At 71.1% G+C, this 13,845-nt stretch carries 7 protein-coding genes; all 7 read right to left on the minus strand.

The window, feature by feature from the left end; all coding sequences use genetic code 11:
- Positions 1 to 133 precede the first annotated feature (133 nt).
- Complete coding sequence (locus AC07DI_RS26695; protein WP_478906422.1) at positions 134 to 1,339, minus strand: DNA polymerase III subunit delta'; 1,206 nt, start codon at positions 1,337 to 1,339, stop codon at positions 134 to 136.
- 128 nt (positions 1,340 to 1,467) lie between these two features.
- On the minus strand, positions 1,468 to 4,791 hold the full coding sequence (gene tmk, locus AC07DI_RS26700; protein WP_478906424.1) for a dTMP kinase: 3,324 nt from the start codon (positions 4,789 to 4,791) through the stop codon (positions 1,468 to 1,470).
- A gap of 203 nt (positions 4,792 to 4,994) precedes the next feature.
- Positions 4,995 to 7,838 (minus strand): type I DNA topoisomerase, encoded by a 2,844-nt coding sequence (gene topA / locus AC07DI_RS26705; protein WP_478906426.1) that lies wholly within the window; start codon positions 7,836 to 7,838, stop codon positions 4,995 to 4,997.
- A gap of 447 nt (positions 7,839 to 8,285) precedes the next feature.
- Entirely contained in the window at positions 8,286 to 8,483 is a 198-nt protein-coding gene (locus AC07DI_RS26710) for a hypothetical protein (RefSeq protein WP_384258358.1), read from the minus strand.
- Positions 8,484 to 8,652: 169 nt separating this feature from the next.
- Entirely contained in the window at positions 8,653 to 10,185 is a 1,533-nt protein-coding gene (locus AC07DI_RS26715; RefSeq protein ID WP_478906429.1) for a DUF7059 domain-containing protein, read from the minus strand.
- A 148-nt stretch (positions 10,186 to 10,333) separates the two neighbouring features.
- The gene (locus AC07DI_RS26720) at positions 10,334 to 10,924 is read right to left on the minus strand and encodes a small secreted protein (protein WP_384258363.1); all 591 of its coding nucleotides are present in this window, start codon (positions 10,922 to 10,924) and stop codon (positions 10,334 to 10,336) included.
- 252 nt (positions 10,925 to 11,176) lie between these two features.
- Positions 11,177 to 13,579: a sodium-translocating pyrophosphatase gene (locus tag AC07DI_RS26725; RefSeq protein ID WP_478906431.1), complete on the minus strand. Its 2,403-nt coding sequence runs from the start codon at positions 13,577 to 13,579 to the stop codon at positions 11,177 to 11,179.
- Between the last annotated feature and the right edge of the window lie 266 nt (positions 13,580 to 13,845).

Genomic DNA, 13,845 nt, shown 5'->3' on the forward strand with positions numbered 1-13,845 from the left:
GTCCTGCCCGGTGGCCTGTCTGGTGTCCTGCGCGGCGGCCTGCCTGGTGTCCTGCCCGGCCTGACCTGCCGGGTGTCCTGCCCAGCGGGCCGCCCGCCCCGTCGCCCGGTCAGCCGCCCGCTCCGTCGCCCGGTCAGCCCGCCCGCAGCGCCACCGTCATCGCCTCGACCGCAAGCAGCGGCGCCACATTGCGGTCCAGGGCGGTGCGGCAGGCGCCGATCGCCTCGATGCGGCGCAGCGTGGACTCGGGGGAGGTGCCCAGGGCCATGCGCTGCAACATGTCCTGCACCTCGGTATTGGCGATCGCCACCCGTGAACCCAGCTGCAGGGCGAGCACGTCCCTGTAGAGCCCGGTCAGGTCGATGAGCGCGAGGTCGAGGCTGTCGCGCTGCGTACGCGTCTTGCGGCGCTTCTGCCGGTCCTCGAGTTCCTTCATGACCCCGGCCGTACCGCGCGGCATCCGACCGCCCTGCGCCGCGCCGAGCGCCGCCTTCAGCTCGTCGGTCTCCTTGGTGTCGACCTCGTCGGCGACCTGCTTCGCGTCCTCGGTCGCCGTGTCGATCAGCTCCTGCGCCGCCTTCAGGCAGCCGCCGATCTCCGTGACCCGCAGCGGCATCTTCAGGACGGCGGCCCTGCGCTCACGCGCGCGTGGATCGGTCGCGAGGCGCCGGGCGCGGCCGATGTGCCCCTGCGTGGCGCGTGCCACGACGGCGGCCACGTCCGGCTCGATGCCGTCCCTGCGGATGAGCACGTCGGCGACCGCGTCCACCGGCGGCGTACGCAGGGTCAGGAGCCGGCAGCGGGAGCGGATCGTCGGCAGCACGTCCTCCAGGGAAGGCGCGCAGAGCATCCAGACGGTGCGGGGAGCGGGCTCCTCGACGGCCTTGAGGAGGACGTTCCCCGCGCCCTCGGTGAGGCGGTCGGCGTCCTCCATGACGATGACCTGCCAGCGGCCGACCGCGGGCGAGAGCTGCGCCCGCCGGACGAGGTCGCGGGTCTCCTTCACACCGATGGACAGCATGTCCGTGCGCACCACTTCCACGTCGGCGTGGGTGCCGATGAGGCTGGTGTGGCAGCCGTCGCAGAAGCCGCAGCCCGGGACGCCACCGAGCGCGCGGTCCGGGCTCGTGCACTGCAGGGCGGCGGCGAAGGCGCGCGCGGCGGTGGCGCGTCCGGAGCCGGGCGGGCCCGTGAACAGCCAGGCGTGCGTCATCTTCGACGACTCCGGGAGCGGGGTGGCCGCGGCGACCGCGGTCACCAGCGCGTCGGCGTCCCGAGCGGCCGCGCTCAGCTGCTCGCTCACCCGCTCCTGCCCCACCAGGTCGTCCCACACGCTCATGGGGTCACCGCCTTACGCTGCGCTCTGCCCGGCCCGGATGCCGGACTCCCCATTGTGGAGCACGCCTCTGACAATCCGGTCCGCAGGCCGCCGACAGCAGGGAGGCCGCCGACAGCAGGGCTCAGGGCTCAGCGGCCTTTACGCCCGCGGCGCCCCCTCCCGCTCCCGCCCTCGTCCTCATCGTCCTCGTGCGACCCGAGCAGTTCGTCCGCCAGCGACGGGAGGTCGTCGAGCGGCGTCTCCTCGGCCCAGGCGGAGCGGGGCCGCTGGGGCACGCCCGACTCGTCGATCTGGGGCAGCTCCCGAGTCCGCTCGTTCGGCCCCTCCGAGGACTCCGCAGGCGCGGCGGGCCGCTCGTCACGGAAGTATCCCGGCGGCACCTTGTCCTCCGAGATCGCCGGCAGCACGGCCGTCTCTTCCGCGGACCCCTCGGGGGCGGGCGCCTCGGGGACGGACACCTGCGGCAGCACCTCGGTGTCGTCGGCGCCGGGCCGCTCGGCCCCGATCGCCGGCAGCACGGCGGTCTCGTCGGCCGCGCCGGAGGGCGGCGCCACCACGGGCGTGGTCACGGTGGTCTCGTTGTCCGGCGCGGTCTCGTTGCCCGGCGCGGACTGACCCGACGCGGGCTGTCCCGACGCGCCCTGTCCCGACGCGGACCGAACCGACGAGGCCTCCCCCTGCCCGGAAGCGGAAGCCGACCCCGAAGGCGCGGCCTTCGAAGACGCACTCTCCGAAGACGCCGTCCGCGAAGACGCGCTCTCCGAAGACCCCGCCCCCGAAGACCCCGCCCCCGAAGCCCCAGCACGCGAAGCCGCAGGCCCCGAAACCGCAGGCCCCGAAACCGCCGCAGCAGCCGAAGCCGCTGCCGCCGCCGCGGACGCCGCCGCGAGCCGCCGCGCCTCCTCCGCACGCAGCAGCGCCTCCTCGGCCTTCCGCTGCTTCTCCAGGCGCCGTTCCTCCGCCTCGGCGCGCCGCCGCGCCTCTTCCTCGGCCTCCTTGCGCCGCCGCTCCTCCTCGGCCTTGCGCACCTTCTCCTCGGCGAGGAGCCTGGCCTGCTCCTCCTCGGCCTTGCGGCGGGCTTCCTCGGCGCGCTTCCTGGCCTCTTCGGCCTGCCGCTCGGCCTCGCGGCGCTGCGCCTCTTCCAGCTCGCGCCGCTTGCGCGCCTCCTCCTCGGCACGGAGCTTGGCGAGCTGCTCCTGGCGCTCGCGCTCCAGTCGCTCCTCCTCGGCCTTGCGCGCCGCCTCTTCCTCGGCCTTGCGCCTGGCCTCCTCCTCGGCGGCCCTGCGGGCCTCTTCCCGCGCCTTCACCTCGGCCTCGGAGAGCGGGAGCACCGTGTCGAGCCGGTGCCGGATCACGGTCGTGACCGCCTCCGGCTCCTGTGCGGCGTCGACGATCAGGTACCGGCCCGGAGCGGCGGCGGCGAGCGTGAGGAAACCGGAACGCACGCGCGCGTGGAACTCGGCGGGCTCCGACTCAAGGCGGTCGGGCGCCTCCGTGAACCGCTCGCGGGCGGCCTCGGGGGACACGTCGAGCAGGCAGGTCAGGTTCGGCACGAGGCCACCCGTGGCCCAGCGGTTGATGCGGGCGATCTCGGTGGGCGACAAGTCGCGTCCCGCGCCCTGGTAGGCGACGGACGAGTCGATGTAGCGGTCGGAGATGACCACGGCGCCGCGCTCCAGGGCGGGGCGTACGACCGTGTCGACGTGCTCCGCGCGGTCGGCGGCGTACAGCAGTGCTTCGGCGCGGTGCGAGAGACCGGCCGAGGAGACGTCAAGGAGGATCGACCGCAGCCGCTTGCCGACGGGCGTCGCCCCCGGCTCGCGGGTGACGACGACCTCGTGCCCCTTGGTGCGGATCCACTCGGCGAGTGCCTCGGCCTGCGTCGACTTGCCGGCGCCGTCGCCGCCCTCGAGGGCGATGAAGAAGCCGGTGGCGCAGGTCGCCTGCACCGGGTCGTCGCCGCCGCGCAGCGCGTCGAGCAGGTCGTTGCGGAGCGGCACGCCCTGCCGGTCGTCGGCCTTGGCGAGGACCAGGGCGGCCACCGGCAGGAGCAGCGCGCCGACCAGCATCAGCGTGAAGGCGGCGCCTCCGTGGTCGAAGACGAACTTGCCGTTGACCATGCGGTGCGGCCCGATCAGGGCGGCGATCACCGGGGCCACCAGCGCGCCGAGCGCGAGGGAGAGACGTACGACCGCGTGGAGGTGCTCCGTGGTGCGGGCCCTGCGGTAGTCCTCCACCTCCTGGTCGAGCAGCGCGTGCCCGGTGTTGGCCGCGACGCCCGCGCAGACCCCGGTGAGGACCAGGAGCAGCAGCACGGTCGTCACGTCGGGCACGAGGCCCGCGGCGAGCAGCGCGACGCCGGTGAAGGCGATGGCGAGCGCGAGCAGCCTGCGGCGCGAGAGCGAGGGCAGCAGGGACGGCGCGGTGCGGATGCCGAGGGCGGTGCCGCCGGTCAGCGCGAGGACGATCAGGCCGTACGTGACGGGCCCGCCGCCGAGGTCCTTGGCGTGCAGCACGGCGACGGCGACGGCCGCCGCGACAGCCACGGAGACGGCGGTGCAGGCCACCACGAGGAGCGGGATCGCGCCGGTACGGCCCTTGTCGGTGCCGGAGCCGGTACGCGGCCTGCGGAGCCCTTCGAGGGGGCTGCGCGCGCGGGGCGTCTGCGTGCCGGGAAGTTCGAGGAAGTAGACGATCGAGAGCGACGCGGCGAAGAGGCCGGCCGCCACGAAGGAGGCGAGTCCGGCCTGGTGCAGCTCGAACCAGTCGAGGCCCGCGCCGAGGACGTTCCCGACGAGGGTGATGGCGACGAGGATCGTGGCCGCGATGGGCAGGGCGAGGAATCCCGTGCGCAGGGACAGGCGCCGCAGCGCGTCCATGTGGTCCGGCAGCGGCCTTATCGTCGCACCCTCCAGGGGCGGCGCGGGCAGCAGCGCGGGCGCCGCGCTCTCCTTGGCGACCGTCCAGAAGCGCTCGGCGACGCCCACGACGAAGGACGTCACCAGGATCACCGCGAGGGCGTTGTCCGGAGTCCAGTCGATCCACAGCGGCGCGACGACCAGGAGTGCGGCCCGCACGCCGTCGGCACCGACCATGGTCCAGCGGCGGTCCAGCGGCCCGCCGGGTGAGGTGAGCGAGGTGAGGGGCCCGAGAAGCACCGCTCCGAAGAGCAGCGTCGCGAGAACGCGTGCTCCGAAGACAGCGGTTACGGCGAGGGCCACGCCCCGGTAACCGCCTCCGAAGGCGCCTTCGGCGATGGCGGACTGGAGGGCGAGGATCACCAGGACGAGGAGGGCGAGCGCGTCGCCGACACTGTCGACGAGATGGGCGCTCCACAACCTCTTCAGCTGCGGTACGCGCAGCAAGGCGCGGACGGCGCGCTCTCGGGAATCTGCGACCAGGGCGTCGTCGGGGGCCGGGATTCCGGCCGTTGGCTGCTCGGCACGCGTCATCCGTCCAGCCTATCTGGACGGGTCGCTTCCCTGCCGAGCCACCCGAACAAACGACCGTCTGGTCCAGCACGTCCAGCACGTCCAGCACGTCCAGCTGGTCCCGTTGCAGGCGGAACGTGCCGTTTCAGGGGGTGCACAGACCAGTGCCGGGCGCCTGCGACGAGGCACCCGGCACTGGGCAGGTCGGTCGGGATCGGTGGAGGTCAGTCCTCCGAAGCCGCCTTGGCCGAAGCCGCCACCTTCTTCGTGGTCGTCTTCTTCGCGGTCGTCTTCTTGGCCGCGGTGGTCGTCTTCTTGGCGGCCGTCTTCTTGGCCGCGGTCTTCTTGGCGGGTGCCTTCTTCGCGGCGGTCTTCTTCGCGGGCGCCTTCTTCGCCGTCTTCTTGGCGGGGCCCTTCGCCCGCTTCTCCGCGAGGAGCTCGTAGCCCCGCTCAGGGGTGATGTCCTCGACGGAGTCCGCCGCCCGCAAGGTGGCGTTCGTCTCGCCGTCGGTGACGTACGCGCCGAAGCGGCCGTCCTTGACCACGACCGGCTTTCCGCTGACCGGGTCCTCGCCGAGCTCCTTGAGCGGCGGCTTGGCCGCGGCGCGGCCACGCTGCTTCGGCTTGGAGTAGATCTCCAGTGCCTCTTCCAGCGTGATCGTGAAGAGCTGCTCCTCGCTGTCGATGGAGCGCGAGTCGGTGCCCTTCTTCAGATACGGGCCGTACCGGCCGTTCTGCGCGGTGATCTCGACGCCCTCGGCGTCGGTGCCGACGACGCGCGGCAGGGACATCAGTTTGAGGGCGTCCGCGAGGGTGACCGTGTCGAGCGACATGGACTTGAAGAGCGACGCCGTGCGCGGCTTGACCGCGTTCTTGCCGGTCTTCGGGGTGCCCTCGGGGAGGATCTCCGTCACGTACGGGCCGTAGCGGCCGTCCTTGGCGACGATCTGACGGCCCGTCTCGGGGTCCGCGCCGAGTTCGAAGTCGCCGCTCGGCTTGGCGAGCAGTTCCTCCGCGTAGTCGACGGTCAGCTCGTCGGGCGCCAGGTCGTCGGGGACGTCCGCGCGCTGGTGGTTCTCGGAGTCGCGCTCGCCACGCTCGATGTAGGGGCCGTAGCGGCCGACGCGCAGGACGACGTCGTTGCCGACCGGGAAGGACGACACCTCGCGGGCGTCGATCGCGCCGAGGTCGGTGACGAGCTCCTTGAGACCGCCGAGGTGGTCGCCGTCGCCGTTGCCCGCCTCTGCCGCGCCGCCGGATCCCTCGCCCTCACCGAAGTAGAAGCGCCGCAGCCACGGCACGGCCTGCGCCTCGCCGCGGGCGATGCGGTCGAGGTCGTCCTCCATCTTGGCGGTGAAGTCGTAGTCGACGAGCCGCCCGAAGTGCTTCTCCAGGAGGTTCACGACGGCGAACGAGAGGAACGAGGGGACGAGCGCCGTCCCCTTCTTGAAGACGTACCCGCGGTCGAGGATCGTGCCGAGGATCGACGCGTACGTCGACGGGCGGCCGATCTCGCGCTCTTCGAGCTCCTTGACCAGGCTGGCCTCGGTGTAGCGGGCCGGGGGCTTGGTGGCGTGGCCGTCGACGGAGAGCTCGTCGGCGGTGAGCGGGTCGCCCTCGCCGACCTGCGGGAGCCTGCGCTCGCGGTCGTCGAGCTCGGCGTTCGGGTCGTCGGCGCCCTCCACGTAGGCCTTGAGGAAGCCGTGGAAGGTGATGGTCTTGCCGGACGCGCTGAACTCGGCGTCGCGGCCGTCGGAGGCGCTGCCACCGATCTTCACCGTGACGGAGTTTCCGGTCGCGTCCTTCATCTGGGAGGCGACGGTCCGCTTCCAGATGAGCTCGTAGAGCCGGAACTGGTCGCCGGTCAGGCCGGTCTCGGCGGGCGTGCGGAAACGATCACCCGAGGGACGGATCGCCTCGTGCGCCTCCTGCGCGTTCTTGACCTTCCCGGCGTACGTACGCGGCTTGTCCGGCAGGTAGTCGCTGCCGTAGAGCTGCGTGACCTGGGCCCGGGCGGCCGCGACCGCCGTGTCGGAGAGGGTCGTGGAGTCCGTACGCATGTAGGTGATGAAGCCGTTCTCGTACAGCTTCTGGGCCACCTGCATGGTCGCCTTGGCGCCGAAGCCGAGCTTGCGGCTCGCCTCCTGCTGCATCGTCGTCGTACGGAACGGCGCGTACGGCGAGCGGCGGTACGGCTTGGACTCGACGGAACGTACGGAGAACCGCGTGTCCTGGAGGGCGGCGGCCAGCGCGCGGGCGTTCGCCTCGTCCAGGTGCAGGGTGTTCGCGCTGTTGGCCTTCAGCTGCCCGACGGAGTTGAAGTCGCGGCCCTGCGCGATGCGCTTGCCGTCGACCGCGGTGAGGCGGGCGACCAGCTGCGAGGGGTCGGAGGCGTCGCCGACGCGGCCGGTGCCGAAGGTGCCGGTCAGGTCCCAGTACTCGGCGGAGCGGAAGGCGATGCGCTCGCGCTCCCGTTCGACGACGAGACGGGTGGCGACGGACTGCACGCGGCCTGCCGACAGGCGCGGCATGACCTTCTTCCACAGGACCGGCGAGACCTCGTAGCCGTAGAGGCGGTCGAGGATGCGACGGGTCTCCTGGGCGTCGACCATGCGCTTGTTGAGCTCGCGCGGGTTGGCGACGGCGCTGCGGATCGCGTCCTTGGTGATCTCGTGGAAGACCATCCGGTGGACGGGGACCTTGGGCTTCAGGACCTCGAGGAGGTGCCACGCGATGGCTTCGCCCTCGCGGTCCTCATCGGTGGCGAGGAAGAGCTCGTCGGAATCCTTCAGCAGGTCCTTGAGCTTCTTGACCTGTGCCTTCTTGTCGGCGTTGACGACATAGATGGGCTGGAAGTCGTGCTCGACGTCCACGCCGAGGCGGCGCACCTCGCCGGTGTACTTCTCGGGCACCTCCGCGGCGCCGTTGGGGAGGTCGCGGATGTGCCCGACGCTGGCCTCGACTACGTAGCCGGGGCCGAGGTAGCTCTTGATCGTCTTCGCCTTGGCAGGCGACTCGACGATGACGAGTCGGCGGCCGCCCTGTGCGGTCTCGCTGGTCGGGGACAACTTCGCTCTTCTCTCCGGTCGACACTCGGTGGCGGTGCGCGGTGGCACCGCTTGGTCGCAGAGCCGGTCGCAGTGCGCGGTGGCAGTGCTCGTGGCGGTGCGGTGGCAGTGCCCGCATGGCTTGCGTTGCGCTGTCGCTGCGGAGTGTGACGGTACATCCCGCCCCCGTGTCAAACGGGAAAAGCCCGCAACGGCCACTCGAACGGTAACCCGACTACCGTCATTCCTGCCGCCCGGAGTGGCGACCCGCTGTTTCGGCACCGGTCCCGGCAGTGGACGGGGCCGTACCCGCGTGGCCACCGGGAGCCGGGTGCCCGACGGGTCGGAAGGGGAGCGTCCGCCGACCCGCCGTAGAGCGTCCGCCCAGCCGGGACACGGAGTGTCCGCGCGGCCCGTGCCCGGTCTGTCAACCGGAACGGCGCGGTCCGCCGCGCCGCCGAAGCCGCGTCAGAGTCTTGTGAAGCACCACATGCCGAGGAGCAGCGCGCCCGATCCGGCGAGCGTGGCGAGGGTCACCGATGCGACAGGGCTCACACCCTGGGCGACGGGGGCGCGGTGTGCGACTCGCGCGCCGGTCCACAGCAGCAGTCCGGCGCCGAAGACCGCGAACACCGTCCCCGCGAAGATCGCTGGCCCGCTCTCCATGCTCTTGCCTCCCCGTGCCGAGTTCCCTGCCGGGAGGTTGTCACGCACGGGAATCCGGAGTACGAAATCGGGGTGAACGACGGACGGCGCTGCGAGCTGGCGGCGCGATGTTGGCTGGTTTCCCGCGCCTGGCGCCCTACGCCCCGGCTCCGCGCCAGGGCCCTGGGCCCTACACCCCGACCGGCAGCAGGAAGCCCTGCTCCACGAGGAGTCTGATCTGCGCGGGCGTCCGGTCGCGCAGCAACACCGGATCCTCGCCGACCAGTTGCGCGATGGCGTCCAGGATCCGTCCGGCGCTCAGCGAGCCGTCGCAGACGCCGGCGAACCCGGCGCCCACCGTGTCCACCTTGGTGGCCCGCCGCATCCCGCGGTTCTGCCGCAGCACGACGTGCTCCGGGTCCTCGGCGCCAGGCAGCCCGACCTGCTCCTGCACGACCTCGTCGGCGAGCTTGAAGTGCCCGGTGAGCAGCGCGGCGTCGTCGTGCGTACGCAGGTAGTCCTGCCGTTCGAAGAACTCCCGGACCGTGTCGCCGAGCGGCTGCTCGACGGGGTGCGGCCACTCCTCCACGGTGATGGACGGCTCGGCGGCCCCGGTCTTGCGCAGCGCGATCCAGCCGAACCCGACGGCCCGTGTGCCCCGCGCCTCGAACTCGTCCAGCCACGCGTCGTACCGCGCCGCGTACTGCCCGGGGTCCGTGCGGTGGTCCCCGGCGTCCCGCAGCCACAGCTCGGCGTACTGCGTGATGTCCTGCACCTCGCGCTGCACGATCCAGGCGTCGCAGCCGCGCGGCACCCAGGAGCGCAGCCGGTCCTGCCACTCCTCGCCGTCCACGTGCTGCCAGTTCGCCAGGAAGTGCGCGTACCCCCCTTCGTTCAAGTGCTCCCCCGCCTCCTGAACGAGCGACCGGCACAGATCGTCCCCGCCCATCCCGCCGTCCCGGTAGGTGAGCCGGGCACCCGGCGAGATCACGAACGGTGGGTTCGACACGATCAGGTCGTACGTCTCGTCGGCCACCGGCTCGAAGAGCGAGCCCTCCCGCAGGTCGGCCTCCGGGGCTCCGGAGAGCGCCAGGGTGAGCCGGGTGAACCGCAGCGCGCGGGGGTTGAGGTCGGTCGCGGTCACGCGGGTGGCGTGCTGCGCGGCGTGCAGCGCCTGGATGCCGGATCCGGTGCCGAGGTCCAGTGCGCTCGCGACGGGCGTACGCACCGTGATGCCCGCGAGTGTCGTGGACGCGCCGCCGACCCCGAGGACGACGCCCTCCTCGTGCTTGCCGATGCCACCGGCACCGCCGACCGCGCAGCCGAGGTCGGAGACGATGAACCAGTCCTCACCGCCCGGCCCGCCGTACGGCCGCACGTCCACGGTCGCCCGCAGCCCGCCGTCCCCTTCGGCGCTCTTCTCCTCCTCGGCCAGCCAACCGCTCTCCAGGAGTACGTCGACGGGCAGAACGTCCGCCACGCGCGCGTGGGGCACCGATTCCTGCAGCAGGAAGAGGCGTACGAGCGCTGCGAGCGCCCCGTCCCCGCGCGTGGCCCGCAGCGCGGGGACGGTCTCGCTGCGGGCGAGCGCGGTGTACGCGGGCGCCCCGAGCAGCTCGAGCAGCCCGTCGGCGGTGAAGTCGGCGCCGAGCAGGGCCGCCCGCAGGGAGGCGGCTGCGTCGGCGCGGTCGGACGAGGGCAGGGGAAGGCTCGCGTTACTCACTCCCCCATTGTGGCCCTCCGGATGCTCCGACGCCCTCGGCCCCGCCAGGGGTTCCGAGGGCGTCGGGAACGTACGGCCAACTGGGGTTGGTCCAGGGGGCCGGCCGGTGCCGGACCAAGGAGCGGGCTGGTGCCGGACCAGGGGCGGCCTAGCTCTTGGCGGAGGGGGTGGCGGACGCGCTCTTGCAGCTGTCCTGCTTGCCCATCGCCTTGCCGACCTCGCCCTCCTGCAGCTTCTCCAGCGCTTCGTTGCCGCTCTTGCTCAGCTTGTCCAGCTCGCCCGCGACGTCCTTGAGGCCGTCCGCGAAGTCCGCCTGGTTCTTGGTGTCCAGGCCGTCGACCTGCTTCTTCAGGTCCCCGTACGACTTGGAGATGGAGTTGAGCTCCTTGACGGCGTCGTCCGCCTTCTTCTTCCCGTCGTCGGCCGGCGGCGCACCGGCCTTCTTCACGGCGTCACCCATCGACTTGTAGGCGTCGGACATGTCCTGGAACGCCTTGGAGTCGGTCTTCTGGACGTCGGACGGCGAGCTGTTGTCGGAGGTCTCCTTCTGGATCGCTGCGTTGGCGTCCGCGATCTTCTTGGACTGGGGCTGCACGGAGTCGCAGACCTTCTTGGCCCAGTCGTCGAGCTCCTTGTTCCCGTCGTCGTCGCTGCTGCACCCTGACAGAGCGAGTACCAGTACCGCACCGCCGGACAGTGCGGCTGCAAGCTTCTTGTTCACCGGATTGGTCCCTTCCATGGCTCTCGGCCCCGGAACTTACACGCCAACTGGGCGACAACCGCATGTCGGGGGCCCGGTACAACCGCTATTGCAGCCATTTGCACCAAGCGGCGACGGCATGCGAGAGAAGGTTCACGAGGCTCCGCGCACACCGGCCGGCGCACACCCCGCGCACACCGGTCCGCGCACGGCGACGGGCGGACGGCGCCTCAGAAAGCGCCGCCCGCCCGCGTGTTGGGCCGAGCCCGATCAGGAGTGACGAAGTGTCCGCTACGAGACCACGGCCGGGTCGGCCGGTTTGGTCACCCGCTCGGCGTTGCCGTCGTCCCCGACGGCGATGCCACGCCGCTTGGAGACGTAGACCGCGCCGATGATGATCGCGATGGAGAGCGCCGCGATCAGCACCCGCATCCCGACGCTGGCGTCGTCCCCGTAGCTGAACTTGATGACCGCGGGCGCGATGAGCAGCGCCACCAGGTTCATCACCTTCAGCAGGGGGTTGATCGCCGGGCCCGCGGTGTCCTTGAACGGGTCACCGACGGTGTCACCGATGACGGTCGCGGCATGCGCCTCGCTTCCCTTGCCACCGTGGTGGCCGTCCTCGACGAGCTTCTTGGCGTTGTCCCAGGCACCGCCGGAGTTGGCCAGGAAGACCGCCATGAGGGTGCCCGTGCCGATCGCGCCCGCGAGGAACGAGCCGAGCGCGCCGACGCCGAGCGAGAACCCGACCGCGATCGGGGTGAGCACGGCGAGCAGACCCGGCGTGGCCAGCTCGCGCAGCGCGTCCTTGGTGCAGATGTCGACGACGCGCCCGTACTCCGGTTCCTCGGTGTAGTCCATGATCCCGGGGTGCTCGCGGAACTGCCGCCGCACCTCGTAGACCACGGCTCCCGCCGACCGCGACACCGCGTTGATCGCGAGCCCCGAGAAGAGGAAGACGACCGCGGCGCCGAGGATGAGACCCACCAGGTTGTTGGGCTGTGAGATGTCCATCACGAGGTTCATCGGCGCGCCGTCGCCCAGTTTCTCGCCGACGTCCTTGGCCGCTTCCGCGATGGCGTCGCGGTACGACCCGAAGAGCGCCGACGCCGCGAGGACCGCGGTCGCGATGGCGATGCCCTTGGTGATGGCCTTGGTGGTGTTGCCGACGGCGTCCAGGTCGGTGAGCACCTGCGCGCCCGCGCCCTCGACGTCGCCGGACATCTCGGCGATGCCCTGCGCGTTGTCGGAGACGGGTCCGAAGGTGTCCATGGCGACGATGACACCGACCGTGGTCAGCAGCCCCGTACCGGCGAGCGCGACCGCGAAGAGGGCGAGCATGATCGACGTACCGCCGAGCAGGAACGCCCCGTACACGCCGAGCCCGATCAGCAGCGCGGTGTAGACGGCCGATTCCAGACCGAGCGAGATACCGGCCAGGACCACGGTGGCCGGGCCGGTGAGCGAGGTCTTCCCGATGTCCTGGACGGGACGCCGGTTGGTCTCGGTGAAGTAGCCGGTGAGCTGCTGGATCAGCGCGGCCATGACGATGCCGATGGCGACGGCGACGAGCGCGAGGACCCGCGGATCGCCGTCGTGCCCCTTGATCGCCGTGTCCGTGACGCCGTCCAGGTCCGTGTACGAGGACGGCAGGTACGCGTAGACCGCCGCGGCCACGAGCGCCAGCGAGATGAACGCGGAGATGAAGAATCCGCGGTTGATGGCGCTCATGCCGCTGCGGTCGGAGCGCCGGGGCGCCACCGCGAAGATGCCGATCATCGCCGTCACGACGCCGATGGCCGGGACGATCAGCGGAAAGGCGAGCCCGGAGTCACCGAACGCCACCTTCCCGAGGATCAGCGCGGCGACCAGTGTCACGGCGTACGACTCGAAGAGGTCGGCGGCCATACCGGCACAGTCGCCGACGTTGTCGCCCACGTTGTCGGCGATGGTCGCGGCATTACGCGGATCGTCCTCCGGAATGCCCTGCTCGACCTTGCCGACCAGGTCGGCGCCGACGTCGGCGGCCTTGGTGAAGATGCCGCCGCCGACACGCATGAACATCGCGATCAGCGCGGCGCCCAGACCGAAGCCTTCGAGCACCTTCGGCGCGTCGGCCGCGTAGACGAGCACCACACAGGAGGCGCCCAGAAGACCGAGCCCCACCGTGAACATGCCGACGACGCCGCCCGTGCGGAAAGCGATCTTCATGGCCTTGTGCGAAACGGCGGTGAGATCCTTTTCCGGCTCACCTTCCGCGGGAGTGGCCTCTCGGGCGGCGGCTGCCACGCGCACATTGCTGCGTACGGCGAGCCACATACCGATATAGCCGGTGGTCGCCGAGAACGCCGCACCGATCAAGAAGAAGATCGATCGTCCGGCGCGCTGATTCCAGTCGTCCGCGGGCAGCAGCATGAGCAGGAAGAACACCACGACGGCGAATACGCCGAGAGTGCGCAACTGACGCCCCAGATAGGCATTCGCGCCCTCCTGGACCGCTGCCGCGATCTTCTTCATGCTGTCGGTGCCCTCGCCTGCCGCGAGCACCTGGCGTACCAGTACGCCCGCGACGACGAGCGCCGCGAGTGCGACGGCCGCGACGACCATCACGATGAGGCGATTGTCATCTGTCAGTACTGCGGCTGCGAAGGTTGAGGGGTGGTCAAACTGATGAGGGGTAGAAAGCCCCGCCATTCGTCCTCCTTGACGCTTGGGCTGAGCTCAAGATGTGGACGGATTGTAGGGAGCAGAACCTGATCAAAACAGAGCGCCACAAACGGAATTGACCTGAGATTGCTTCTCAGCAAATGATCGCGCACGAGGATTGGCCCCAAAAGCGGTAATGCCCCAAAACCGTTGACGAGCGATCTTCGGTCCAGGCAGATTAATGATCGGGGAGGAAAAGGGCCTGCTCATCGCGGTGGCGGCAGAGGGGTGAGCACGCCCCTGGGGGCTGGAAA

Source organism: Streptomyces sp. NPDC044106 (genome assembly GCF_056433985.1).

Excerpts from the sequence above, each read along its gene's own strand:
- tmk (WP_478906424.1), bottom strand. The coding sequence starts at position 4,791 with ATGACGCGTGCCGAGCAGCCAACGGCCGGAATCCCGGCCCCCGACGAC.
- AC07DI_RS26710 (WP_384258358.1), bottom strand. The coding sequence starts at position 8,483 with ATGGAGAGCGGGCCAGCGATCTTCGCGGGGACGGTGTTCGCGGTCTTC.
- AC07DI_RS26725 (WP_478906431.1), bottom strand. The coding sequence starts at position 13,579 with ATGGCGGGGCTTTCTACCCCTCATCAGTTTGACCACCCCTCAACCTTC.
- AC07DI_RS26720 (WP_384258363.1), bottom strand. The coding sequence starts at position 10,924 with ATGGAAGGGACCAATCCGGTGAACAAGAAGCTTGCAGCCGCACTGTCC.
- AC07DI_RS26695 (WP_478906422.1), bottom strand. The coding sequence starts at position 1,339 with ATGAGCGTGTGGGACGACCTGGTGGGGCAGGAGCGGGTGAGCGAGCAG.